Consider the following 23,794-nt stretch of genomic DNA (forward strand, 5'->3'; position numbering starts at 1 on the left):
GCCTTGTGTCGCGAAAGGGCGCTCCTACAAGGGAATGTGTCTGTCCTGAAAGCGTCATCCTTGTAGGGCAATCCCTACAGCAAGTCTTCCATCCGGATGATGGCAATCTCTCAGCCCCCCCGATTTGCGGGCGCTTGCGCCTCTTCTACGCTGTGCCCACGCAGTCATTCCAACAAGAAGGTGCAGGGCATGAGCGAGGCGAATTCGAACGAGACGCTGGTCAGCTTCCGAGGTGTGCAGAAGAGCTACGACGGCGAATCGCTGATCGTCAAGGACCTCAACCTGGACATCCGCAAGGGCGAGTTCCTGACCCTGCTCGGCCCCTCCGGTTCGGGCAAGACCACCAGCCTGATGATGCTGGCCGGCTTCGAGACTCCCACCGCCGGTGAAATCCAGCTGGCCGGACGCTCGATCAACAATGTGCCGCCGCACAAGCGTGACATCGGCATGGTGTTCCAGAACTACGCGCTGTTCCCGCACATGACCGTGGCCGAGAACCTGGCCTTCCCGCTGACCGTGCGCAACCTGAGCAAGACCGACATCAGCGAACGGGTCAAGCGCGTGCTTGGCATGGTCCAGCTCGATGCCTTCGCCAAGCGCTACCCAGGCCAGCTCTCCGGGGGCCAGCAGCAGCGCGTGGCCCTGGCCCGTGCCCTGGTGTTCGAGCCGCAGCTGGTGCTGATGGACGAACCGCTCGGCGCCCTGGACAAGCAACTGCGCGAACACATGCAGATGGAGATCAAGCATATCCACCAGCGCCTGGGCGTGACCGTGGTCTACGTGACCCACGACCAGGGCGAGGCGCTGACCATGTCCGACCGGGTGGCGGTGTTCCACCAGGGCGAGATCCAGCAGATCGCCGACCCGCGCACCCTCTACGAAGAGCCGCGCAACACCTTCGTCGCCAACTTCATCGGCGAGAACAACCGCCTCAACGGCACCTTGCTGGCCAGTGACGGCAACCGTTGCCAGGTGCAGCTGGCCCGGGGCGAGCGGGTCGAGGCGCTTGCGGTGAACGTCGGCCAGGCCGGCGAGCCGGTGACCCTGTCGATCCGCCCGGAGCGCGTGCGCCTGAACGGCCACAGCGAACGCTGCGTGAACCGCTTCTCCGGCCGGGTGGCCGAGTTCATCTACCTGGGCGACCACGTGCGGGTGCGCCTGGAGGTCTGCGGCAAGGCCGATTTCTTCGTCAAGCAGCCGATCGCCGAGCTCGATCCGGCCCTGGCCGTGGGCGATGTGGTCCCACTGGGCTGGGAGGTGGAGCACGCCCGCGCGCTCGATCCGATTGCCGAAGCCCATTGATGGTTTGCTTCACCAACCCTGAACTGTGGAGAGAATAATAATGCGCAAGCAGTTGAAACTGACCGCCCTGGCCCTGGGGCTGTTCGCCGCCGGCCAGGCCCTGGCCGCGGACCTGACGGTAGTGTCGTTCGGTGGCGCCAACAAGGCGGCCCAGGTCAAGGCGTTCTACGAGCCATGGGAGAAGGCCGGCAAGGGCAAGATCGTCGCCGGGGAGTACAACGGCGAGATGGCCAAGGTCAAAGCCATGGTCGACACCAACAGCGTGTCGTGGAACCTGGTGGAGGTGGAGTCGCCGGAGCTGGCGCGTGGTTGTGACGAGGGCATGTTCGAGGAGCTTGACCCGGCCCTGTTCGGCAACGAGAGCGATTACGTGAAAGGCGCCATTCAGCCGTGCGGCGTGGGCTTCTTCGTCTGGTCCACGGTCCTGGCCTACAACGCCGACAAGCTCAAGAGCGCACCCACCAGCTGGGCCGATTTCTGGGATACGAAGAAATTCCCGGGCAAGCGCGGGCTGCGCAAGGGCGCCAAGTACACCCTCGAGTTCGCCCTGATGGCCGACGGCGTCGCGCCGAAAGAGGTGTACAAGGTGCTCGGCACCAAGGAAGGCCAGGACCGTGCCTTCAAGAAGCTCGACGAACTCAAGCCGAGCATCCAGTGGTGGGAAGCCGGTGCCCAGCCACCACAGTATCTGGCCTCGGGTGACGTGGTCATGAGTTCGGCCTACAACGGCCGTATCGCGGCGGTGCAGAAAGAAAGCAACCTCAAGGTGGTGTGGAACGGCGGCATCTACGACTTCGACGCCTGGGCCATCCCGAAAGGCGCCAAGGATGTGGAAGAGGCGAAGAAATTCATCGCCTACACCGTTCAGCCCGAACAGCAGAAGACCTACTCCGAGAACATCGCCTACGGCCCGGCCAACGCCAAGGCCGTCCCGCTGCTGGCCGATGCGGTGAAGAAGGACATGCCGACCACGCCTGAGAACATCGTCAACCAGGTGCAGATCGACGTGGCCTTCTGGGCCGACAACAGCGAACAGCTGGAGCAACGCTTCAACGCCTGGGCGGCGAAGAAGTAAATCACCTGGAGCCGCTGTGCGGCTCATCGCCGGCTTGCCGGCGATGGGCTGCGCAGCAGCCCTAATTTCAGCCTGTATCGCGGAGTTCGCCATGGCCATTGCAGTGCCCCTCAACGAAGGCGCGGGTAAAAGCCTCAAGCAGCGCCTCAAGCATGCCGAGCGGGTCAACCGCTGGAAGGCCCAGGCGTTGATCGCGCCGCTGGCGCTGTTCCTCCTGCTGGTGTTCCTGGTGCCGATCGCGGCGCTGCTGTACAAGAGCGTCGGCAACCCCGAGGTGGTCGCCGGCCTGCCGCGCACCGTCGAGGCGGTGGCGCAGTGGGACGGCAAGAGCCTGCCCGGCGAAGAGGTCTACAAGGCCCTCAGCCAGGACCTGGCCGAGTCGCGCAAGAACCAGACCCTGGGCGACCTTTCCAAGCGCCTGAACATGGAACTGGCCGGCTACCGCAGCCTGCTGGCCAAGACCGCGCGTGCGCTGCCGTTCAAGGCCGAGCCCGCGTCCTATAAAGATGCCCTGCAAGCGCTGGACGAGCGTTGGGGCGACCCGGCCTACTGGCAGGCGATCCGCCGCAACACCAGCACGGTCACCTCTTTCTACCTGCTGGCCTCCGTCGATCACCGCATCGACGACCTCGGCGAACTGGCCAAGGCCACGCCGGACCAGGCCATCTACCTGGATATCTTTGCCCGCACCCTGTGGATGGGCGTGGTGATCACCGCCATCTGCCTGGTGCTGGCCTACCCGCTGGCGTACCTGCTGGCCAACTTGCCAACCCGGCAGAGCAACCTTTTGATGATCCTGGTGCTGCTGCCGTTCTGGACCTCGATCCTGGTGCGGGTGGCGGCGTGGATCGTGCTGTTGCAGTCGGGAGGGCTGATCAACAGCGCGCTGATGGCCATCGGCATCATCGACCAACCGCTGGAGCTGGTGTTCAACCGCACCGGCGTGTACATCTCGATGGTGCACATCCTGCTGCCGTTCATGATCCTGCCGCTGTACAGCGTGATGAAGGGCATCTCGCCCAGCTACATGCGGGCGGCGATTTCCCTGGGTTGCCATCCGTTCGCCAGTTTCTGGCGGGTGTACTTCCCGCAGACCTATGCCGGTGTCGGCGCCGGCTGCCTGCTGGTGTTCATCCTGGCCATCGGCTACTACATCACCCCGGCGCTGCTGGGCAGCCCGAACGACCAGATGGTCAGCTACTTCGTTGCCTTCTACACCAACACCAGCATCAACTGGGGCATGGCCACCGCCCTGGGCGGGCTGTTGCTGCTGGCGACCGTGCTGCTGTACCTGATCTATAGCTGGCTGGTCGGCGCCAGCCGCCTGCGCCTGAGCTGAGGAGCGTTGTCATGCTGAGCCCCTACATGTCGCCCGTGGAACGGGTGTGGTTCTACAGCCTGCGCATCCTGTGCGGCCTGATCCTGCTGTTCCTGGTGCTGCCGGTGCTGGTGATCATCCCGCTGTCGTTCAACAGCGGGAGCTTCCTGGTGTACCCGCTGCAAGGTTTCTCGCTGCACTGGTACCAGGACTTCTTCGCTTCCGCCGAATGGATGCGCGCTTTAAAGAACAGCATCATCGTCGCCCCGGCGGCCACGGTGCTGGCCATGGTGTTCGGCACCCTGGCGGCCATCGGCCTGACGCGCGGCGACTTCCCCGGCAAGTCGCTGGTGATGGCGCTGGTGATCTCGCCGATGGTGGTGCCGGTGGTGATCATCGGCGTGGCCAGCTACCTGTTCTTCGCCCCATTGGGCATGGGCAACAGCTTCACCTCGCTGATCCTGGTGCACGCGGTGCTGGGTGTACCGTTCGTGATCATTACCGTGTCGGCGACGCTGCAGGGCTTCAACTACAACCTGGTGCGCGCGGCGGCTAGCCTGGGCGCCTCGCCATTGCTGGCCTTCCGTCGGGTGACCTTGCCGTTGATCGCCCCCGGGGTGATCTCCGGGGCACTGTTTGCCTTCGCCACGTCGTTCGATGAGGTGGTAGTGACCCTGTTCCTCGCAGGGCCGGAGCAGGCGACCCTGCCACGGCAGATGTTCAGCGGCATTCGCGAGAACCTGAGCCCGACCATCGCGGCGGCGGCCACCTTGCTGATCGCCTTCTCGGTGATCCTGCTGCTGACCCTGGAGTGGCTGCGCGGGCGCAGCGAGAAGCTCAGGACCCAGCAGCCGGGTTGACTCTTCGAAGCGGGTGACGTGGGAGCGGGCTTGCCCCGCGATGGCATATCGAATTCACCATCGCAATCGCGGGGCAAGCCCGCTCCGACGCCATCCGTTCAACCACCTGCCACGCCTGCGTTGATACCAATCAGCCCCGATCCGCTTCCCTGAGTTACAATGCGCGCCACCGTGATTCTGCCCAACAGGTGCGCCATGCAGCCCTACGCTATTGCCCCCTCCATTCTGTCCGCCGATTTCGCCCGCCTGGGCGAGGACGTCGACAAGGTCCTGGCCGCCGGGGCCGACATCGTCCACTTCGATGTCATGGACAACCACTACGTGCCCAACCTGACCATCGGCCCGATGGTCTGCAGCGCCCTGCGCAAGTACGGCGTGACCGCGCCGATCGACGTGCACCTGATGGTCAGCCCGGTCGACCGCATCATCGGCGACTTCATCGAGGCCGGCGCCACCTACATCACCTTCCACCCGGAAGCCAGCCAGCACGTCGACCGCTCGCTGCAACTGATCCGCGACGGCGGCTGCAAGGCCGGCCTGGTGTTCAACCCGGCCACCGGCCTGGATGCGCTGAAGTACGTGATGGACAAGGTCGACATGGTCCTGCTGATGAGCGTCAACCCAGGCTTCGGCGGGCAGAAGTTCATCCCCGGTACCCTCGACAAGCTGCGCGAAGCCCGCGCGCTGATCGACGCCAGTGGCCGTGACATCCGCCTGGAGATCGACGGCGGCGTCAACGTAGGCAATATCCGCGAGATCACCGCCGCCGGCGCTGACACCTTCGTGGCCGGCTCGGCGATCTTCAACGCCCCGGACTACAAGGAAGTCATCGACAAGATGCGTGCCGAAATGGCGCTGGCACGCGCATGAGCGGCTTCGAGCAGCTGTTCCCGGGGACACTGCCCAGGCTGGTGATGTTCGATCTGGATGGCACCCTGATCGATTCGGTACCCGACCTGGCCGCAGCCGTCGACCGTACGCTGCTCGAACTCGGACGACCGCCCGCAGGCCTGGAGGCGGTGCGCCACTGGGTCGGCAACGGCGCCCAGGTGCTGGTGCGCAGGGCCCTGGCCGGCGATATCGATCACGCCGCGGTGGACGACGAGCTGGCCGAACGCGCGCTGGCGCTGTTCATGGAAGCCTATGCCGACAATCATGAACTCACCGTGGTCTACCCCGGCGTGCGCGATACCCTGCGCTGGCTGCGCAAGCAGGGCGTGGAGATGGCGCTGATCACCAACAAGCCCGAACGCTTCGTCGCCCCCTTGCTCGACCAGATGAAGATCGGTCGCTACTTCCGCTGGATCATCGGCGGCGACACCCTGCCGCAGAAGAAGCCCGACCCGGCGGCGCTGCTGTTCGTCATGAAGATGGCCGGCGTCAGCGCCGAACAATCGCTGTTCGTCGGCGATTCGCGCAGCGACGTGCTGGCCGCCAAGGCCGCCGGCGTCCAGTGCGTCGGCCTGAGCTATGGCTACAACCATGGCCGGCCGATCGACGATGAGTCGCCCAGCCTGGTCATCGACGACCTGCGCCTGCTGCTGCCCGGTTGCTTAGTCACCGACACTGGGATAACGTTGGCGGACCTTCAAGCCCCGCAAAGCAGAGACAACAACGTGGTGGTTACCGGCAAATTCTGGATGAAAGTCATCAAGGCCCTGGCCCGCTGGCGCTGGCGCGCCTGACGCCTGCCCACCGGCGCCTGCCGGTACATCCGTTTGCCTGCTCCCCATTGCTGCTTGCCCCGAGGCTACACATGACCCGCGAAGAATTCCTGCGCCTGGCCGCTGCCGGCTACAACCGCATTCCCCTGGCCTGCGAAACCCTGGCCGACTTCGACACGCCGCTGTCGATCTACCTGAAGCTGGCCGACCAACCCAACTCCTACCTGCTCGAGTCCGTGCAGGGCGGCGAGAAGTGGGGCCGCTATTCGATGATCGGCTTGCCGTCGCGCACCGTGCTGCGTGTGCACGGGTACCACGTCAGCATCCTGCAGGATGGCGTCGAGGTGGAAAGCCACGACGTCGAGGATCCGCTGGCCTTCGTCGAGGCGTTCAAGGATCGCTACAAGGTCGCCGACATTCCTGGCTTGCCTCGTTTCAACGGTGGCCTGGTGGGCTATTTCGGCTACGACTGCGTGCGCTATGTGGAAAAACGCCTGGGTGCCAGCCCCAACCCGGACCCATTGGGGGTACCGGATATCCTGCTGATGGTCTCCGATGCCGTGGTGGTGTTCGACAACCTGGCGGGCAAGATGCACGCCATCGTGCTGGTCGACCCGGCCGAGGCGCAGGCCTTCGAGCAAGGGCAGGCCCGCCTGCAGGGGCTTCTGGATACCCTGCGCCAGCCGATCACCCCGCGCCGTGGCCTGGACCTGAGCGGGCCGATGGCCGCCGAGCCGGCGTTCCGCTCAAGCTACACACAAGCCGACTACGAAAGCGCCGTGGGCCGCATCAAGGAGTACATCCTGGCCGGCGACTGCATGCAGGTGGTGCCGTCCCAGCGCATGTCCATCGACTTCAAGGCTGCGCCCATCGACCTGTACCGGGCGCTGCGCTGCTTCAACCCGACGCCGTACATGTACTTCTTCAACTTCGGCGACTTCCATGTGGTAGGCAGTTCGCCGGAAGTGCTGGTGCGGGTCGAGGACAACCTGGTCACCGTGCGGCCGATCGCCGGTACCCGCCCGCGCGGGGCCACCGAAGAAGCCGACCGGGCGTTGGAAGACGACCTGCTGTCGGACGACAAGGAAATCGCCGAGCACCTGATGCTCATCGACCTGGGCCGCAACGACGTGGGCCGGGTGTCGGCCACCGGCAGCGTGCGCCTGACCGAGAAGATGGTGATCGAGCGTTACTCGAACGTCATGCATATCGTGTCCAACGTCACCGGCCAGCTGAATGAGGGGCTGACGGCCATGGACGCGCTGCGGGCGATCCTGCCGGCCGGTACCCTCTCCGGCGCGCCGAAGATCCGCGCCATGGAGATCATCGACGAGCTGGAGCCGGTCAAGCGCGGCGTCTACGGTGGCGCGGTGGGCTACTTTGCCTGGAACGGCAACATGGATACCGCCATCGCCATCCGCACCGCGGTGATCAAGGACGGCGAACTGCATGTGCAGGCCGGTGGCGGCATCGTCGCCGACTCGGTGCCGGCGCTGGAGTGGGAAGAAACCATCAACAAGCGCCGGGCGATGTTCCGCGCGGTGGCGCTGGCCGAGCAGACCTCCAAGTAAATGGATCGGGGCCGCAACGCGGCCCCGACAACTCAGAAGTCCAGGCTCAACGCCACGCTCACGCCCTGCTGGCGCAACTCATCACTCTTGCGCCAGTTGTAGTTCCCCCGCAGGTTCACCCCCGGCACCAGTTCATGGGTCAGCCCAAGGCTGGCGCGGGTCAGGTTGCTGTGCGGCGTATAGCCGGTCAAGGTGAAGTCGTTCGCCGGCAGGCTGGTCAGGTGCATGCGCAGGTCCTGCTGATCGTCCTCGAACTCGTGCTCGCGGGCCACCTCGGCAAACAGCCTGGTCGTCGGCAGGAGCTGCACGCTCCCCAGCAGGCCGGCCCCCAGCCGGCGTGACGTGCGCTCCTGATCGTCGAAGCCGAGCGCCGTGGAGCGGCCGCTCTTCTCGTCATACCCATCGACCTTGACCCGCGCATAGTCGGCGCTGATGAAGGGCGCCAGTTGCCAGCGGCTGCTCTCGGCCGCCAGGTTGTAGCCCACCCGGCCGGTGACGGCCCAGGCTTCGCCATCGCTGTCGCCTTTCTCGCTGCGCTCACCAACGCCCAAGGCGAAGGTGCGCTTGAGGTCGCGATAGTCCAGGTGCCCGGCGGTCAGTGCCGCGTCGGCCCACCAGCGATCCTGACGGAACTGGGCGAAGGCGCTGGCCAGGTAGCTGTCGAGCTTGTAGTCGGAATCTTCCTGGCCGGCCTCGAGCCTTTGCCGGTACACGCCCGCCGCCAGCCCCACGCGCCAGGCGTCATCCAGCCGATAGCTGCCGCCGAGGGTCAGGTTGTAGCCGCGCCCGTCGCCACTGGCGGCGCTGCGCTGGCTGCCGAAGTCCAGGTCCTGGCCACCGGTGGCGACGAACGCCTGCCATTGACCGACCGCCTGCCAGGGTGTCTGCCACTGGTTGCGCAGCTCATCCTGATGGGCGCGGAGGCTGGCGTGGGCGATTTCCGGCAGAAGGGTCAGTTCCCAGGGCGCGGCGAGGATCGAATAGGCGTAGTCGGCAATCAGTTGCTGACCGGCGATGGTCGGGTGCACCGAGTCGTTGAACAGCAGCCGGGTCGGGTCCGGCGTCGTGCCGTTCGCCCCGTAGACCGGGTTGCCCACGCAGCCGTCGCCGCTGTAGCAGGTGCCGACCAGGTTCTGGTCGGCGGCCAGGCCGAACTGGGCGGGGCTGGCCAGGGCCTCGCGCAGCAGCGCCGGGACATTCAACGGGATGATCTCGGCGTCGATCTGCCCGAGCCGGTTGACCAGCGACTGGTTGAACACGCCGGACAGCTGCGACAGCGGCCCTTGCTGGGGTGTGCCGCTGAAGTTCGGTGTCTGCCCCAGGTCCGGCAGCAGCCAGACCATGATGTAGCGCGCGCCGCCCTGTTGCAGCGCCTGGGCGCTGGCCGCCAGGCGGGCACCGGCGGCGGCCGCGTCGGTGGGGCTGTTGACCAGGCCCTGGAGGAAGTCGTTGCCGCCACCGGTCAGGTAGTACAGGGCATTGGGGTCGGCCCGCAGGCCGTTGGCCAGGTAGCCGTCACGCTCGCGCAGAACAGTGCCCGCGCCGGGGCGACCGGGTGGGATGACGGCTTGCGAGGTGTCGGTGATCGAGTCGAGGATCTGCTGCGTGGTGTAGCCGCCCACGGCCCAGTTGTTGCCATCTGGCGTGCCTTGCAGCTGGTTGGTCAGCGACGTCGAGGGCCCCAGGCTGGTCCCGGAAAAGCCCAGCCTGCCACCGAGGATCATCGGCGACACCGGCGCGTAGTTGCCGTTGGCGTCGCGGTTGGTGAAGCGCATGCCTGGCGTGCCGCCGGTCAGGTCGGGGAACTGCCCGGCGTCGCTGAGGCTGTCACCGAAGACAATGAGTGAGGAGTAGGGGGAGGGCGCGGCCATGATGGCCTGGCTGCAGGCGAGGGCGAGCATGCCGACGGTGGCGTGCAGGAAGGGGGTCTTGCGCATGCATGAATATCCTTTTCGTTGTTTTTATGAAGGCAAGCCGCATGACCATAGCAAATCGCCGGTCTTTGCCCAGCATGGCAATGGTTTCCCCGTGTTTAGGGGCATATTGCACCCGCCGCCCCGGTAGGTTACTGTCCCGGAACGTATGAACGAGACCTACCCTGTGTTGATCGTCAGCAAACTCTTGATGCGCGTTATCAAGGCCGTCGCCCGTTGGCGTTGGCGCGCCTGACTTTTTCTCCTGCCGGTTTGCCCGGCCCGTCCCCGTTTGCCTTCCCCACTTGTTCCGTCAACCGCCCCGTGCGGGTTCGGCCGCATTCATGAGCGGCAGCGGAAGGCTCGAATCAAAAGTCAGTATTCAAGAGGTTCGTTGCAGATGTTACTGATGATCGACAACTACGACTCCTTCACCTACAACGTCGTGCAGTACCTTGGCGAGCTGGGTGCCGAGGTCAAGGTCATTCGCAATGACGAAATGACCATCGCCCAGATCGAAGCCCTTAATCCCGAGCGCATCGTCGTCTCCCCGGGCCCGTGCACGCCGAGTGAAGCCGGGGTCTCTATCGAGGCCATCCTGCACTTTGCCGGCAAACTGCCGATCCTGGGCGTCTGCCTGGGCCACCAGTCCATCGGCCAGGCCTTCGGTGGCGACGTGGTGCGCGCCCGCCAGGTGATGCATGGCAAGACCAGCCCGGTGCTGCACCGTGACCTGGGCGTGTTCGCCGGCCTGAACAATCCGCTCACCGTGACCCGCTATCACTCGCTGGTGGTCAAGCGCGAAACCCTGCCCGACTGCCTGGAAGTGACCGCCTGGACCGCCCACGAAGACGGTACTGTCGACGAAATCATGGGCCTGCGTCATAAAACCCTGAACGTCGAAGGGGTACAGTTCCACCCCGAATCCATCCTCACCGAGCAGGGCCACGAGCTGTTCGCCAATTTCCTCAAGCAGACCGGCGGACGCCGTTAAGGACCGATCATGGATATCAAGACCGCTTTGAGCCGTATCGTCGGCCACCTGGATTTGTCCACCGAGGAAATGCGCGACGTCATGCGCCAGATCATGACCGGCCAGTGCAGCGAGGCGCAGATCGGCGCTTTCCTCATGGGCATGCGCATGAAGAGCGAGAGCATCGACGAGATCGTCGGCGCGGTGTCGGTGATGCGTGAGCTGGCCGACAAGGTCGAGCTGAAGACCCTCGACGGCGTGGTCGACATCGTCGGCACCGGTGGCGATGGCGCCAACATCTTCAATGTGTCGACTGCTTCGGCCTTTGTCCTGGCCGCGGCCGGCTGCACCGTGGCCAAGCATGGCAACCGTGCCGTCTCCGGCAAGAGCGGCAGCGCCGACCTGCTGGAAGCCGCCGGTATCTACCTGAACCTGACCCCGGTGCAGGTCGCCCGTTGCATCGACAGCCTCGGCATCGGCTTCATGTTCGCCCAGACCCATCACAGTGCAATGAAGCACGCCGCCGGCCCACGTCGCGACCTGGGGCTGCGTACCCTGTTCAACATGCTCGGCCCGCTTACGAATCCGGCCGGCGTGAAACACCAGGTGGTCGGGGTCTTCACCCAGGCCCTGTGCCGCCCGTTGGCCGAGGTGCTGCAGCGCCTGGGCAGCAAGCACGTGCTGGTGGTGCACTCGAAGGACGGCCTGGACGAGTTCAGCCTGGCTGCGCCGACCTTCGTCGCCGAACTGAAGAATGACCAGATCACCGAGTACTGGGTCGAGCCGGAAGACCTAGGCATGAAGAGCCAGAGCCTGCACGGTCTGGCGGTCGAGGGGCCGCAGGCTTCTCTGGAGCTGATCCGTGACGCCCTGGGGCGACGCAAGACCGAGAACGGCCAGAAGGCCGCCGAGATGATCGTGCTCAATGCCGGCGCGGCGCTGTACGCCGCCGACCACGCGATGACCCTGGCCCAGGGTGTCGAACTGGCCCACGATGTGCTGCACACCGGCCTGGCCTGGGAGAAACTGCAGGAGCTGGGCGCCTTTACCGCGGTATTCAAGGTGGAGAACGAAGCATGAGCGTACCGACGGTGCTGGAAAGGATCATCGCCCGCAAATTCCAGGAAGTGGCCGAGCGCAGCGCGCGGGTCAGCCTGGGTGAACTCGAGCGTCTGGCCAAGGCGGCCGATGCGCCCCGTGGCTTTGCCAGGGCATTGATCGAGCAGGCTGCGCGCAAGCAGCCTGCGGTGATCGCCGAGATCAAGAAGGCCTCGCCAAGCAAGGGCGTGATCCGCGAAAACTTCGTGCCGGCGGAAATTGCCGTCAGCTACGAGAAGGGTGGGGCGACTTGCCTGTCGGTGCTGACCGACGTGGACTACTTCCAGGGTGCCGACGTCTACCTGCAGCAGGCGCGAGCCGCCGTTTCGCTGCCGGTGATCCGCAAGGACTTCATGGTCGATCCGTACCAGATCGTCGAAGCCCGTGCGCTGGGCGCCGACTGCGTGCTGTTGATCGTCTCGGCGCTGGACGACGTGAAGATGGCCGAGCTGGCCGCCACCGCCAAGGACGTCGGCCTCGACGTGCTGGTCGAAGTGCATGACGGCGATGAGCTGGAGCGTGCATTGAAGACCCTCGACACACCGTTGGTCGGGGTCAACAACCGCAACCTGCATACCTTCGAAGTCAGCCTGGAGACTACCCTCGACCTGCTGCCACGCATCCCCCGCGATCGCCTGGCCATCACCGAGAGCGGCATCCTCAACCGTGCCGATGTCGAGCTGATGGAAATCAACGAGGTGTATTCGTTCCTGGTCGGCGAGGCGTTCATGCGCGCCGAGCAGCCAGGGTTGGAGCTGCAGCGGTTGTTCTTCCCCGAACAGGTGAAGAAGACCGTTCAGCAACTGGACTGATCGAACAGAGAGCCGGCATCGTTTGCCGGCTTTTTTGTATTCGAAGGCTTCATCGCGAGACAGTCCCAACGTGGGAGCGGGCTTGCCCCGCGATGAGGCCGGTGAACATCACAGCAAAGGTGGATCAATGACCGATCAACCCCTGGCCCTTACCGTCGAACAAGGCCTGCACGCCGAACAGGACCTGCTGGCCGCCGTCTGCCGCGGCGAGCGCGAATCCGGCGTGCTGTTCTGGCGCCCGACCGACCATGCCCTGGTCATGCCCCGGCGCATGAGCCGCCTGGACAATTTCGAGGCCGCCTGCGCCGAGCTGGCCATCGCCGGCTGGCCAGTGCTGCTGCGCGAAACCGGTGGCGAGCCGGTGCCGCAATCCCATGCGACCGTCAACGTGGCACTGGTCTACGTGGCCCCGCGCAGCGAGGGGGACCAGGGGCGTATCGAGAATGCCTACGAGCGTCTGTGCCTGCCGCTGTGCGATGTCCTGCGCGAATGGGGCGGTGTGGCCTCGGTGGGGGAAATCGACGGTGCTTTCTGCGATGGCCGCTACAACGTCAACCTCAATGGCCGCAAGCTGGTCGGCACGGCCCAGCGCTGGCGCCAGGGGCTGGGGGGCAAGCGCCCGGTGGTGTTGGTGCATGGCGCGTTGTTGCTGGACAACGAGCGTGAATCGATGGTCGCGGCGGTCAACCGCTTCAATGAGTGCTGCGAACTGGAGCAGCGCTGCCGTGCCGACAGCCATATCGCCCTGCACGAGGTGGCGCCTGCGGCTCCCTGGTTCGAGCGTCTGAGCCAGGCATACAGGCAAGTGCTGGCGGAGCTGCCGAAGGACTAACGGGTGCCGTAGACCACCATGGTCTTACCCTTGACCTGCACCAGGCTGCGCTCCTCGAGGTCCTTGAGGACGCGGCCGACCATCTCCCGTGAACAACCGACGATACGACCGATCTCCTGGCGGGTGATCTTGATCTGCATGCCGTCGGGGTGGGTCATGGCGTCGGGTTGCTTGCACAGGTCGAGCAGGCAGCGGGCGACCCGCCCGGTGACATCGAAGAACGCCAGGTCGCCGACCTTGCGGGTGGTGTTGCGCAGGCGCTGGGCCATCTGGCTGCCCAGAGCATAGAGGATTTCCGGCTCCAGGCGTACCAGCTCGCGGAATTTGTCGTAGCCGATCTCGGCCACTTCGCACTCGGTCTTGGCACGCACCCAGGCGCTGCGCTGATGTTCCTGGCCGGCCGGCTCGAACAGCCCCAGCTCACCGAAGAAATCACCGCTGTTGAGGTAGGCGATGATCATCTCGTGGCCGTCGTCGTCCTCGATCAGGATGGTCACCGAGCCCTTGATGATGAACGACAAGGTCTCGGCCCGGTCGCCGGCACAGATGATGTTGCTCTTGGCGGCGTAGCGACGGCGCTGGCAGTGGGCCAGCAGCTTGTCGATGTTCTTGATCTTGGGTGGCAGGGCTGAGGAGACCATCACGAAATCCTGTTCGATGCGACGCATTGGCTTTTTATAGAGGCGCCTGGCAGCACGCGCCAGTCATTTGGCGCCAGCTTATCAGACACTTCAACTTGAATCGGCACAAAAGCGACGTGGCTTGAGCTTTTCCGACAGCCTCACAAGGTCTAAGCTGACACCCTTTTACGAAATCGGGAGTCCGGATAGATGAAGGCACGCATCCAGTGGGCCGGTGAAGCGATGTTCCTCGGCGAGTCGGGGAGCGGCCATGTCGTGGTCATGGACGGTCCACCCGAAGCCGGAGGTCGCAACCTGGGCGTGCGCCCGATGGAGATGCTCCTGCTCGGCCTGGGTGGCTGCAGCAGTTTCGACGTGGTCAGCATCCTCAAGAAGTCGCGCCAGGCCGTGGAAAGCTGCGAGGCCTTCCTGGAAGCCGAACGCGCCAGTGAAGACCCGAAGGTGTTCACCAAGATCCACCTCAACTTCGTGGTCAAGGGCCGCGGCTTGAAGGAGGCGCAGGTCAAGCGTGCGGTCGAGCTGTCGGCGGAGAAGTATTGCTCGGCCTCGATCATGCTGGATCGCGCGGGCGTTGAGATCACGCACGGTTACGAAATCGTCGAACTCGGTTGATCGAAGGCAGCGCCTGCCGGTCAGGCGCTTTGCTTGTGCAGGCATTCGACACCTAGCAGCAACGCGAGCCCCGGGATCAGCGCAAGCACCAGCCAGGGCGTATTCACCCCGAGCAGGATGAGGATTTCGCTGCTGCTCCAGGTGGTGCCGAAGTGTTCGGCAAACACCTGGCACTGCAACCACGCAGCCAACGTGCCAGCGAGCACGAACGTGCCGACCAGCAGTTGGCGGCTGGCTAAAAACACGCTGAGCAGCAGGAATAGCAGCTGCGCGGGCAGTGTGCCGAGCATCAGCTCGGCGCTGCTGTTGCTGTCAGGGTCGGTAAGCGTCGGCAGTTCCAGGCTGAAAGTGCTTTGCCCGACACTGGCGACCATCAGGCAAACGAACAGATAGGCGACCGGGATCAGGCCAAGGCCCTGCAGCAGCCGGGCGAGCGATCGTCCCATGTTCAATGTTCAGCGACGCAATGCCGGCAGCAGTTGCAACAGGCGTTCGGGTAGCTGTGCCCGCAGATGCTCGCTCAATGCCTCACGTCGCTTCTGGTACAGCACGCCGAGACCGATCACGCCGAGGCCGATCAAGGTCAGTATGACCGGGAACAGCAGGGAATCGGCGAACACCTCGTAGGACAGATAGCCCAGATAGGCCGCCACCCCCATTGCCCCGAACACCATGAACACGGGGCGGCGCAGCAGGACGGCCAGGCCCATCAGCCCCAGGTTGATCAGGCAGTACAGCGCCTTGCCCCACTCGCTGCCGCTGTCCATCAGCGTCAGCCCGCCCCAGAACGCCGCCAGGCCGGCGAGATAGCCCCAGAAGGCATAGTCCCGGCGGGTGCGTCCGTCGATCACCAGGAATACCAGCAGCAGGCCCAGGCCGAACCACAGCGAGACCGTGCGCCGTTGCTCCCAGCTGAACAGGTCGCCATGGAACCACTCGCTCAGGTCCATGGACATGAACCACAGGGCCACCGCGATCGGCATGACGATGAAAGGGAAGGGAATCAGGCGCAGCATCAGCAGCCCGGCCAGTACCGTCGCCGCCTCCATCGCCAACCAGCCACCCTGCACGTAGGTGTAGTACTGGTGGTAGTCGCCCTGGGCGTCGTCCAGCGGCCACCAGCCTGCCAGGCGCTCGATGGCGAACACCGCCAGCGGCACGATGCTGACCGCCACGGCGGCCAGCACGCCGGCGGCGACAGGCTGGTTGCGTCGTTGCAGCGACAGGGCGAACAGGGTGATCCCGGCGATGTAGAGCAGGGCGATGGCCAGCAGTGCGCCGTCGCCGATGCGCATCCAGGCCTCGGTGAGCAGCCAGCCCATGGCACCCATGATCAGCAGTGCGCCGAAGTAGAACGCCACATGGGCAAGCTGGAAGCTGGCGCGGCTTTCCGGCTGCTGGCGCAGGAAGGCCAGCAAGGCCTGGTCCTGCCCCGGCTGCAGCACGCCGGCACTCACGGCGCGTGCCAGGTCCCTGGCGTCGAAACGTTCCATGGTGCGCGTCTCAGATTCGGTAGGTGCTCTTGGTCATGACCTTGGCCAGCAGGCTCATGCCGAAGCGCACGGGGGCCGGGAAACGGTAGCCGCCGGCTTCCAGCGCGGACTCGGCGTGGTGTTCCTCGTCGACGCGCATCTGTTCGAGGATGGCGCGGGACTTGCCGTCGTTCTCGGGGATCTGCTCCAGGTGTTCGTCCAGGTGCTTGCACACCTGATGCTCGGTGGCGGCGACGAAGCCCAGGCTGACCTTGTCGCTGACCAGCCCGGCGAGGGCGCCGATGCCGAACGACAGGCCGTAGAACACCGGGTTGAGCACGCTGGGGTGGCTGTTGAGCTGGCGAATGCGCTGCTCGCACCAGGCCAGGTGGTCGATTTCTTCTTCCGCCGCATGCTCCATGGCCTTGCGCACCTGGGGCAGCTTGGCGGTCAGGGCCTGGCCCTGGTACAGCGCCTGGGCGCAGACTTCGCCGGTGTGATTGATGCGCATCAGGCCGGCGATATGACGGGTCTGCTGCTCGTCGAGTTCGGCGTCCGGCTGGATGATCGCCGGGGATGGGCGGGCGGGTTGGCCGCTGAAGGGCAGCAAGGTGCGCATGGCGGTATCGGCCTGCAGCAACAAGCGGTCGAGCGGCGAGTAGTGACGTTCGGTAGCCATCGGGCACCTCCGCTGAAGTGATGCCCGACAGTCTACCTCAATACCCCTGGGCAGGCTTGCCTTGGATCAGCCCGGCGGCCAGTGCATCTGGCGCTGGCCAAGCACATGCATGTGGATGTGGTAGACGGTCTGGCCGCCCTGCTCGTTGCAGTTCATCACCACGCGGAAGCCCTCTTCGCAGCCGAGTTCCCGGGCCAGGCGCTGGGCGGTGAACAGGATGTGGCCGGCCAGGCCCTTGTCCTCTTCGGTCAGGTCGTTGAGGGTGCGGATGTGTTTCTTCGGGATGACCAGGAAATGGACCGGGGCCTGGGGGGCGATATCGTGGAAGGCCAGGACCTGGTCGTCTTCGTAGATGATCTTCGCCGGGATCTCCCGGTTGATGATTCTGAGGAATAAATCGTCCACAGCACGTGCTCCATGGTGAGTGTCGGGGCTGAGTGTACTGAGCCCGCCGCCGCTCGCCCAGTGGCTATTCCATGCCGATCGGGCAATAGCGGCGATGGATCAGCCCGGCCAGCTTGCGCGTCAGCCAGCGCGGCAGCAGGCGCGGGGCGAAGGCCAGCCAGCGGTTGCGCCGGCCGGGCAGGATCAGCGCGCGGTTGCGGTCCAGGGCGCGGACGGTGTACAGGGCGATTTCCTCGGGGCTCAGGCAGCGGCTGTTGCCGTCGAGGCGTGGGATGCGGCGCCTGGCCGAACGTACCGGCCCTGGGCACAGCACCGAGACCTTGATCCCGGTGCGCCGCAGTTCCTCGCGCAGGGCCTCGGAAAAACTCAGCACATAGGCCTTGCTCGCCGCGTAGGCAGCCATCCACGGCCCCGGTGCGACCCCGGCCAGTCCCGCGACGTTGAGGATCTGCCCGCCGCCCTGGATCGCCATCAGGTTGCCAATGGCGTGGCACAGGCGGCTCAGGGCAAGGATATTGACCTCCAGCAGGTCCTGTTCATCGGCCCATTCATGGGCCAGGAACGGCCCATAGGTGCGCTGCCCCGCGCAATTCACCAGCAGGTCGATGCGCCGCTCGCCTTCCTCCAGCTCGAGGACGAAGCCAGACAGGCGTAGAGGCTGGCTGAGATCGCAGGCACGGAACAGCACTTCCACGCCAAAGCGTTGGGTGAGCTCGATGGCCACCGGCTCCAGCGTCTCGCGCTGGCGCGCCACCAGGATCAGGTTGCGCCCGCGCCGTGCCAGGGCTTCCGCCAGGGCCAGGCCCAGGCCGCTGGAAGCTCCGGTGATCATGGCGTAACGGGTCATGCAAGGCTCCTGGGGCGTAAGGGGCGCCTAGTGTACAGCCTGGCCGATTTGCTACAAGGCGTTGCTGCGCAGCTGCTGGCTGCGCGCCAGGGCGGCCCGGTACTCGTCCTGCAGGCGCCCGATCAGCTCGCCGGCGCCGGGTAGGTCATGGATCTCGCCGACACCCTGGCCGGCCGACCAGACCGTCTTCCAGGCCTTGGCCTCGTCATCCAGGGGCTTGAGCTTGCCGGCTTCATGGCCGCTCTTGAGCGCCGTCAGGTCGTAGCCGGCCTGTTCCAGGCTCTGGCGCAGGAAGCTGGCGGGGATGCCGGACACCGCCGGGGTATGCACGATATCGGCGGCCCCGGCGCCCAGGATCATCTGCTTGTAGGCATCCTGAGCCTGGCTCTCGCGGGTGGCGATGAAGCGGGTGCCCATGTAGCCGAGGTCGGCCCCCAGCAATTGCGCGGCCAGCAGTTCATGGCCGTGGTTCAGACAACCGGCCAGCAGCAAGGTCTTGTCGAAGAACTGGCGGATCTCCGCGACCAGGGCGAACGGGCTCCAGGTTCCGGCATGGCCGCCGGCGCCGGCGGCCACGGCGATCAGCCCGTCGACGCCAGCCTCGGCGGCCTTCTCGGCGTGGCGACGGGTGGTCACGTCATGGAACACCAGGCCACCATAGCTGTGCACCGCATCGACCACCTCCTTCACCGCGCCGAGGCTGGTGATGACGATGGGCACGCGATGCTCGACGCACAGGGCCAGGTCGGCCTGCAGGCGCGGATTGGTCGGGTGCACGATCAGGTTGACCGCATAGGGCGCAGGCGCCTGCAGTTCGGCCAGCCCGGCCTCGATCTCCTCCAGCCAGGCCTTGAACCCTGCGCTGTCACGCTGGTTCAGGGCAGGGAAGCTGCCCACCACGCCATTGGCGCAGCAGGCGAGCACCAGCCGGGGATTGGAGATCAGGAACATCGGCGCCGCCACCAGGGGCAGGCGCAGGCGTTGTTCGAGCGAGGCGGGCAGGGACATGGCGAAACTCCTGTAGGCGGGTGGATATCGTCAGAACGGTTTGACCACCACGAGAATTACGACGCCCAGCAGCATCAGCACCGGTGCCTCGTTGAACCAGCGGTAGTACACATGGCTGCGGGTGTTGGTGCCGGCGGCGAAGCGTTTGCGCTGGGCGCCGCACATGTGATGGTAGACGGTGAGCAGGGCCACCAGGGTGAGCTTGGCGTGCAGCCAGCCCTGGCTCAGCCAGCCGGGGTTCAGGTACAGCATCCAGCCGCCGAACACGTAGGTGGCGATCATCGCCGGGTTCATGATGCCCCGGTACAGCTTGCGCTCCATGGTGGTGAAGCGCTCGAGGCTGATGCTGTCCTGGCTCTGGGCGTGATAGACGAACAGGCGTGGCAGGTAGAACAGGCCGGCGAACCAGCAGACCACGCTGACGATATGCAGCGCCTTGATCCATAGATAGAGCATGGGGAGTTCCTTCAGGTTTTCACGGTCGTCAGATAGTAGAGGCCAAGGGCCCGAAGGGTCATCCCAAGAGTTGTTACAGGCGCCCTTGGCCCCTATTATCGTGCGCTTTCCAGTGGTCTCGTTGATAAGGGGCAAGCGTCATGATCAAGGTCGGTATCGTCGGCGGCACGGGTTACACCGGTGTCGAACTGCTGCGTCTGCTGGCGCAGCACCCACAGGCCGAAGTGGCGGTCATCACTTCGCGATCCGAAGCGGGCGTGGCGGTTGCCGACATGTACCCGAACCTGCGCGGCCACTACGATGGCCTGGCGTTCAGCGTGCCGGACAGCAAGACCCTGGCGGCCTGCGACGTGGTGTTCTTCGCCACGCCCCACGGCGTCGCCCACGCCCTGGCGGGTGAGCTGCTGGCGGCCGGCACCAAGGTCATCGACCTGTCCGCCGACTTCCGCCTGCAGGACGCCGCCGAATGGGGCAAGTGGTACGGCCAGCCCCATGGCGCGCCCGAGCTGCTCAAGGACGCCGTCTACGGCCTGCCCGAGGTGAACCGCGAGAAGATCCGCCAGGCGCGCCTGATCGCCGTGCCGGGTTGCTACCCGACCGCCACCCAGCTGGGCTTGCTGCCGCTGCTCGAGGCCGGCCTGGCCGACCCGTCGCGGCTGATTGCCGACTGCAAGTCGGGCGTCAGTGGCGCCGGTCGTGGCGCTGCGGTAGGTTCGCTGTTCTGCGAGGCCGGGGAGAGCATGAAGGCCTACGCGGTCAAGGGCCACCGTCACCTGCCGGAGATCAGCCAGGGCCTGCGCCAGGCGGCGGGCAAGGACATCGGTCTGACCTTCGTGCCGCACCTGACCCCGATGATCCGTGGCATCCATGCCACCCTGTACGCGACGGTCGCCGATACCTCGGTCGACCTGCAGGCGCTGTTCGAGAAACGCTACGCCAACGAACCGTTCGTCGACGTGATGCCGGCCGGCAGCCATCCGGAAACCCGCAGCGTGCGCGGTGCCAACGTCTGCCGCATCGCCGTGCACCGGCCTCAGGGCGGTGACCTGGTGGTGGTGCTGTCGGTGATCGACAACCTGGTCAAGGGCGCGTCGGGCCAGGCGGTGCAGAACCTCAACATCCTGTTCGGCCTCGACGAGCGCATGGGCCTGTCCCACGCCGGGCTGCTGCCGTAAGCCGTCGGTCGTTGCCAGGGCCCGCCTCGCGCGGGCCTTTTTCATGGGGGCGACTAAAGCCGCACAATTCTTGACCGATTTTCTCGGACAAGCGGATAATACCCGCCATCGAGTTTTATGGCGGCACTGCGCCGGGAGAATCAACATGAGCGTCGAAACCTTCACCCCCACGGCTTTGGAGTTCACTCCCGGGGCTGCGCACAAGGTGAAAACCCTGGTCAGCGAAGAGGGCAACGAGCGGCTGAAGCTGCGTGTGTTCGTGACCGGCGGCGGCTGCTCGGGCTTCCAGTATGGTTTCACCTTTGATGAAGACGTGGCCGATGACGACACCATCGTCGAGCGCGAAGGTGTTGCGCTGGTCGTCGACCCGATGAGCTACCAGTACCTGGCGGGCGCCGAAGTCGACTACCAGGAAGGCCTGGAAGGTTCGCGCTTCGTGATCAAGAACCCGAACGCCACCACTACCTGCGGTTGCGGTTCGTCGTTCTCGATCTGATCCGGACCCTGCTGTGAAAACGCCGCGCAATTGCGCGGCGTTTTGCATTCTGGCGGGTGTTCAGGCGGGGTAGATCGCACCGAGGATGCGCAGGCCGCGGGCGGCGGTCACGCTGGGGCGGTTGGCCGGGATGCCCTCCAGGCAGCAATGGGCCAGCCAGGCGAAGGCCATGGCCTCGACCCAATCCGGGTCCACGCCATGTGCGGCGGTGCTTGCAACCTTGGCAGCCGGCAGCAGGGCCGCCAGGCGCGCCATCAATGCACCGTTGCGCGCACCTCCGCCACAGACCAGCAGGGCCTCGGTGCCGTCCTGGGCCTGGCGCAGCGAGTCGATGATGCTGCGCGCCGTCAGCTCCAGCAGGGTGGCCTGGACATCTTCGTCACGGTACGCCGGCAGGCGCGCCAGATGGGCGTCCAGCCAGGGCAGGTTGAAGACTTCGCGGCCAGTGCTCTTCGGGCCGCTGCCGGCGAAGAACGGATCGCTCAGCAGGGCGCTCAGCAGGTCCTGACGGACGCTGCCGCTGGCCGCCCAGGCGCCGTCGGCATCGAAGGCCTGGCCCTGCTTGCGTTCGATCCAGGCATCCAGCAGCACATTGCCCGGGCCACAGTCGAAGCCATGCACCGGCTGCTCGCGTTCGATCAGGCTCAGGTTGCTGAAGCCACCCACGTTGAGGATCGCCAGGCGCTGGCCGAGATGACCGAACAGGGCCTCGTGAAACGCCGGTACCAGGGGCGCGCCCTGGCCACCCGCCGCCACGTCGCGGCGACGGAAGTCGCCCACCACGCAGATGCCGGTGAGCTCGGCCAGCAGGGCCGGGTTGCCGATCTGCACGGTAAAGCCACGGGCCGGCTCATGGCGAACCGTCTGGCCGTGGCTGCCGATGGCACGGATGGCGTCGGGCGCCAGGCCCTGGGCGGCCAGCAGATGATTGATGCCCTGTGCCGCCAGGGTGGCCCAGCGGTTTTCCGCCAGGGCCGCACGGGCGATCTCGTCGGGGCCGCTGGCGCAGAGGCCGAGCAGGTCCTGGCGCAGGTCGACGGGCATGGGGATGTAATGGGTGGCGAGCAGCCGCAGCTGCTCGTCTTGCTCGATCAGGGCGATGTCCAGGCCATCAAGGCTGGTGCCGGACATCACCCCCAGGTAGAGCGCCATGTCAGCGCTTGTTGGCGGCGAGCAGGGTGGCCTTTTCCTGATCCATGCGGGCAATCAGGGGCTGGCTCTGCTGGTTGAAGCGCTGGCGCTCGGCCTTGGCGATCGGGTCGGCCATCGGCACCTTCTGGCTCAGCGGGTCGACGTGGACACCGTTGACCTGGAACTCGTAGTGCAGGTGCGGGCCGGTCGACAGGCCGGTGGTGCCAATGTAGCCGATGATCTGCCCCTGCTTGACGCTGGAGCCGGTCTTGATGCCCTTGGCGAAGCCCTGCATGTGGCCGTAGAGGGTCTTGTACGAATTGCCATGGGCGATGATCACGGTGTTGCCGTAGCCGCCGCGGCGGCCGGCCAGTTCGATGCGACCGTCGCCGGCGGCCTTGATCGGCGTGCCGCGTGGCGCGGCGTAGTCGACGCCCTTGTGCGCACGGATCTTGTTGAGGATCGGGTGCTTGCGCCCGGCCGAGAAGCGCGAGCTGATGCGGGCGAAGTCCACTGGGGTGCGGATGAACGCCTTGCGCAGGCTGTTGCCGTCGGCGGTGTAGTAGTTGGTGTTGCCCTGCTTGTTGGTGTAGCGCACGGCAGTGTAGGTCTTGCCGCGGTTGGTGAAGCGGGCGGAGAGGATGTTGCCGGTGCCGACCACCTTGCCGTCCATCATCTTCTGCTCGTAGACCACGTCGAATTCGTCGCCAGGGCGGATGTCCTGGGCGAAGTCGATGTCGTAGCCGAGGATGCGCGCCATGTCCATGGTCATGCTGTGGGACAGGCCGGCGCGCTGGGCGGAGGCGGACAGCGAGCTCTTGATCACGCCATGGGCGTAGGCGGTGCGGACCACCGGCTTACTGATCTCGCGCTCGAAGGCGAAGCCCTTGTCGGTCCTGTTCAGGCGGATGGTCTCGAGGTTGCTGACCTTGCTGTGCAGGCTGGTCAGCTGGCCGTCCTTGTCCAGTTCGAACTGCAGCACCTGGCCATGCTTGAGCTGGCTGAACTGCTTGGCCTGCTTGTTGCTCGCCAGCACGTCGTGGACGGCGTTGGCCGGCAGGCCGACCTTGTTGAACAGGGTGGAAAGCGTATCGCCGCGGCTGACCACCACTTCGCGGTGGCCCGGGGCCTTTTCTTCCGGCTTGGCGGCGGGGGCTGGCGCCGGTTCCGCCTTGGCGGTCTCGGGCTCCGCGCCGTCGATCTGGGCGAATGGCGAGTCGCTGCTCTGCCCGGCCTCTACCAGGGGGGCGCTGCGGGACTCGTCCTTGAGCTGTTCTGCCGGGCTCTCGAGCTCCAGGCTGAGGGTGGTTTTCTTGGCTTCCACTTCGCTGGAAGGGAAGACCAGCAAGGCCAGGCTGAGGAGGGCGGCAATGCCGCTTGCGGCCAACAGATGGCTTTTCGGATAAAGCGGGGGCGCTTTAGGCGTTTCGTTGGTCATAGGTGAGGTGACTTTG

At 65.5% G+C, this 23,794-nt stretch carries 25 protein-coding genes; 14 read left to right on the top strand and 11 right to left on the bottom strand.

Annotated elements, in window-relative coordinates; all coding sequences use genetic code 11:
- The first annotated feature begins 189 nt into the window (after positions 1-189).
- The 7 genes from HU751_RS17595 to trpE all read left to right on the top strand — a co-directional run bounded on the left by HU751_RS17595 (position 190) and on the right by trpE (position 7,790).
- Entirely contained in the window at positions 190-1,302 is a 1,113-nt protein-coding gene (locus HU751_RS17595) for an ABC transporter ATP-binding protein (protein WP_186712693.1), read from the top strand.
- Positions 1,303-1,342: 40 nt separating this feature from the next.
- Positions 1,343-2,377, top strand: a complete 1,035-nt coding sequence (locus tag HU751_RS17600; protein WP_186731677.1) for an ABC transporter substrate-binding protein — start codon at positions 1,343-1,345, stop codon at positions 2,375-2,377.
- 91 nt (positions 2,378-2,468) lie between these two features.
- Positions 2,469-3,716 (top strand): ABC transporter permease, encoded by a 1,248-nt coding sequence (locus tag HU751_RS17605; RefSeq protein WP_186731676.1) that lies wholly within the window; start codon positions 2,469-2,471, stop codon positions 3,714-3,716.
- Positions 3,717-3,727: 11 nt separating this feature from the next.
- Positions 3,728-4,555 (top strand): ABC transporter permease, encoded by an 828-nt coding sequence (locus HU751_RS17610; RefSeq protein ID WP_110734614.1) that lies wholly within the window; start codon positions 3,728-3,730, stop codon positions 4,553-4,555.
- Between the two features lie 195 nt (positions 4,556-4,750).
- The gene (rpe, locus tag HU751_RS17615; protein WP_110734670.1) at positions 4,751-5,425 is read left to right on the top strand and encodes a ribulose-phosphate 3-epimerase; all 675 of its coding nucleotides are present in this window, start codon (positions 4,751-4,753) and stop codon (positions 5,423-5,425) included.
- Positions 5,422-6,240 carry a phosphoglycolate phosphatase gene (locus HU751_RS17620; protein WP_050703527.1) on the top strand — a complete coding sequence of 273 codons (819 nt, stop codon included), beginning with the start codon at positions 5,422-5,424 and terminating at the stop codon, positions 6,238-6,240. Before rpe ends, HU751_RS17620 begins: the two co-directional genes overlap by 4 nt.
- 71 nt (positions 6,241-6,311) lie before the next feature.
- Positions 6,312-7,790: an anthranilate synthase component I gene (trpE, locus tag HU751_RS17625; RefSeq protein WP_050703528.1), complete on the top strand. Its 1,479-nt coding sequence runs from the start codon at positions 6,312-6,314 to the stop codon at positions 7,788-7,790.
- A gap of 32 nt (positions 7,791-7,822) precedes the next feature.
- Here trpE and estP read toward each other — a convergent pair whose 3' ends face one another.
- The gene (gene estP, locus HU751_RS17630; protein ID WP_186731675.1) at positions 7,823-9,727 is read right to left on the bottom strand and encodes an esterase EstP; all 1,905 of its coding nucleotides are present in this window, start codon (positions 9,725-9,727) and stop codon (positions 7,823-7,825) included.
- Between the two features lie 376 nt (positions 9,728-10,103).
- On the opposite strand from estP, the gene HU751_RS17635 reads away from it, so the two are divergent.
- The 4 genes from HU751_RS17635 (at position 10,104) to HU751_RS17650 (ending at position 13,418) form a co-directional block, all read left to right on the top strand.
- Positions 10,104-10,697: an aminodeoxychorismate/anthranilate synthase component II gene (locus HU751_RS17635; RefSeq protein WP_028689014.1), complete on the top strand. Its 594-nt coding sequence runs from the start codon at positions 10,104-10,106 to the stop codon at positions 10,695-10,697.
- 9 nt (positions 10,698-10,706) lie between these two features.
- Positions 10,707-11,756, top strand: coding sequence for an anthranilate phosphoribosyltransferase (gene trpD, locus HU751_RS17640; RefSeq protein WP_186731674.1), 1,050 nt, complete (start codon positions 10,707-10,709; stop codon positions 11,754-11,756).
- A complete protein-coding gene (gene trpC / locus HU751_RS17645) occupies positions 11,753-12,586 on the top strand; it encodes an indole-3-glycerol phosphate synthase TrpC (protein ID WP_050703531.1) in 834 nt (277 codons plus the stop codon). Before trpD ends, trpC begins: the two co-directional genes overlap by 4 nt.
- Positions 12,587-12,713: 127 nt before the next feature.
- Entirely contained in the window at positions 12,714-13,418 is a 705-nt protein-coding gene (locus HU751_RS17650; RefSeq protein ID WP_186731673.1) for a lipoate--protein ligase family protein, read from the top strand.
- On the opposite strand, the gene crp is transcribed toward HU751_RS17650, so the two are convergent.
- A complete protein-coding gene (crp, locus tag HU751_RS17655; RefSeq protein ID WP_050703538.1) occupies positions 13,415-14,059 on the bottom strand; it encodes a cAMP-activated global transcriptional regulator CRP in 645 nt (214 codons plus the stop codon). The two genes, HU751_RS17650 and crp, sit on opposite strands and share 4 nt — an antisense overlap.
- Before the next feature lie 189 nt (positions 14,060-14,248).
- On the opposite strand from crp, the gene HU751_RS17660 reads away from it, so the two are divergent.
- Positions 14,249-14,671 (top strand): OsmC family protein, encoded by a 423-nt coding sequence (locus HU751_RS17660; RefSeq protein ID WP_028689009.1) that lies wholly within the window; start codon positions 14,249-14,251, stop codon positions 14,669-14,671.
- 20 nt (positions 14,672-14,691) lie between these two features.
- Here HU751_RS17660 and HU751_RS17665 read toward each other — a convergent pair whose 3' ends face one another.
- The 7 genes from HU751_RS17665 to hemJ all read right to left on the bottom strand — a co-directional run bounded on the left by HU751_RS17665 (position 14,692) and on the right by hemJ (position 19,538).
- Positions 14,692-15,117: a hypothetical protein gene (locus tag HU751_RS17665; protein WP_186731672.1), complete on the bottom strand. Its 426-nt coding sequence runs from the start codon at positions 15,115-15,117 to the stop codon at positions 14,692-14,694.
- Between the two features lie 9 nt (positions 15,118-15,126).
- Positions 15,127-16,164, bottom strand: coding sequence for a DUF2157 domain-containing protein (locus HU751_RS17670; RefSeq protein WP_186731671.1), 1,038 nt, complete (start codon positions 16,162-16,164; stop codon positions 15,127-15,129).
- 10 nt (positions 16,165-16,174) lie between these two features.
- Positions 16,175-16,822, bottom strand: a complete 648-nt coding sequence (coq7, locus tag HU751_RS17675) for a 2-polyprenyl-3-methyl-6-methoxy-1,4-benzoquinone monooxygenase (RefSeq protein WP_110734634.1) — start codon at positions 16,820-16,822, stop codon at positions 16,175-16,177.
- A gap of 66 nt (positions 16,823-16,888) precedes the next feature.
- Positions 16,889-17,227, bottom strand: a complete 339-nt coding sequence (locus HU751_RS17680; protein ID WP_110734636.1) for a histidine triad nucleotide-binding protein — start codon at positions 17,225-17,227, stop codon at positions 16,889-16,891.
- A gap of 64 nt (positions 17,228-17,291) precedes the next feature.
- Entirely contained in the window at positions 17,292-18,074 is a 783-nt protein-coding gene (locus HU751_RS17685) for an SDR family NAD(P)-dependent oxidoreductase (RefSeq protein ID WP_186731670.1), read from the bottom strand.
- 51 nt (positions 18,075-18,125) lie between these two features.
- Complete coding sequence (locus tag HU751_RS17690) at positions 18,126-19,082, bottom strand: NAD(P)H-dependent flavin oxidoreductase (protein ID WP_186731669.1); 957 nt, start codon at positions 19,080-19,082, stop codon at positions 18,126-18,128.
- Positions 19,083-19,112: 30 nt separating this feature from the next.
- Positions 19,113-19,538, bottom strand: coding sequence for a protoporphyrinogen oxidase HemJ (gene hemJ / locus HU751_RS17695; protein WP_050703542.1), 426 nt, complete (start codon positions 19,536-19,538; stop codon positions 19,113-19,115).
- Positions 19,539-19,678: 140 nt separating this feature from the next.
- Between hemJ and argC the strand changes: the two genes are divergently transcribed.
- Complete coding sequence (gene argC / locus HU751_RS17700; protein WP_186731668.1) at positions 19,679-20,713, top strand: N-acetyl-gamma-glutamyl-phosphate reductase; 1,035 nt, start codon at positions 19,679-19,681, stop codon at positions 20,711-20,713.
- Positions 20,714-20,858: 145 nt separating this feature from the next.
- Positions 20,859-21,209: an iron-sulfur cluster insertion protein ErpA gene (gene erpA, locus HU751_RS17705; protein ID WP_050703544.1), complete on the top strand. Its 351-nt coding sequence runs from the start codon at positions 20,859-20,861 to the stop codon at positions 21,207-21,209.
- 60 nt (positions 21,210-21,269) lie between these two features.
- Here the strand turns inward: erpA and HU751_RS17710 are convergent, their stop codons facing one another.
- Together HU751_RS17710 and HU751_RS17715 are read right to left on the bottom strand one after the other, a co-directional pair.
- The gene (locus HU751_RS17710) at positions 21,270-22,361 is read right to left on the bottom strand and encodes an anhydro-N-acetylmuramic acid kinase (protein ID WP_186731667.1); all 1,092 of its coding nucleotides are present in this window, start codon (positions 22,359-22,361) and stop codon (positions 21,270-21,272) included.
- Between the two features lies 1 nt (position 22,362).
- The gene (locus HU751_RS17715; RefSeq protein ID WP_186731666.1) at positions 22,363-23,778 is read right to left on the bottom strand and encodes a peptidoglycan DD-metalloendopeptidase family protein; all 1,416 of its coding nucleotides are present in this window, start codon (positions 23,776-23,778) and stop codon (positions 22,363-22,365) included.
- Between the last annotated feature and the right edge of the window lie 16 nt (positions 23,779-23,794).

This window comes from Pseudomonas peradeniyensis (assembly GCF_014268935.2).
GTDB classification, from domain to species: domain Bacteria; phylum Pseudomonadota; class Gammaproteobacteria; order Pseudomonadales; family Pseudomonadaceae; genus Aquipseudomonas; species Aquipseudomonas peradeniyensis.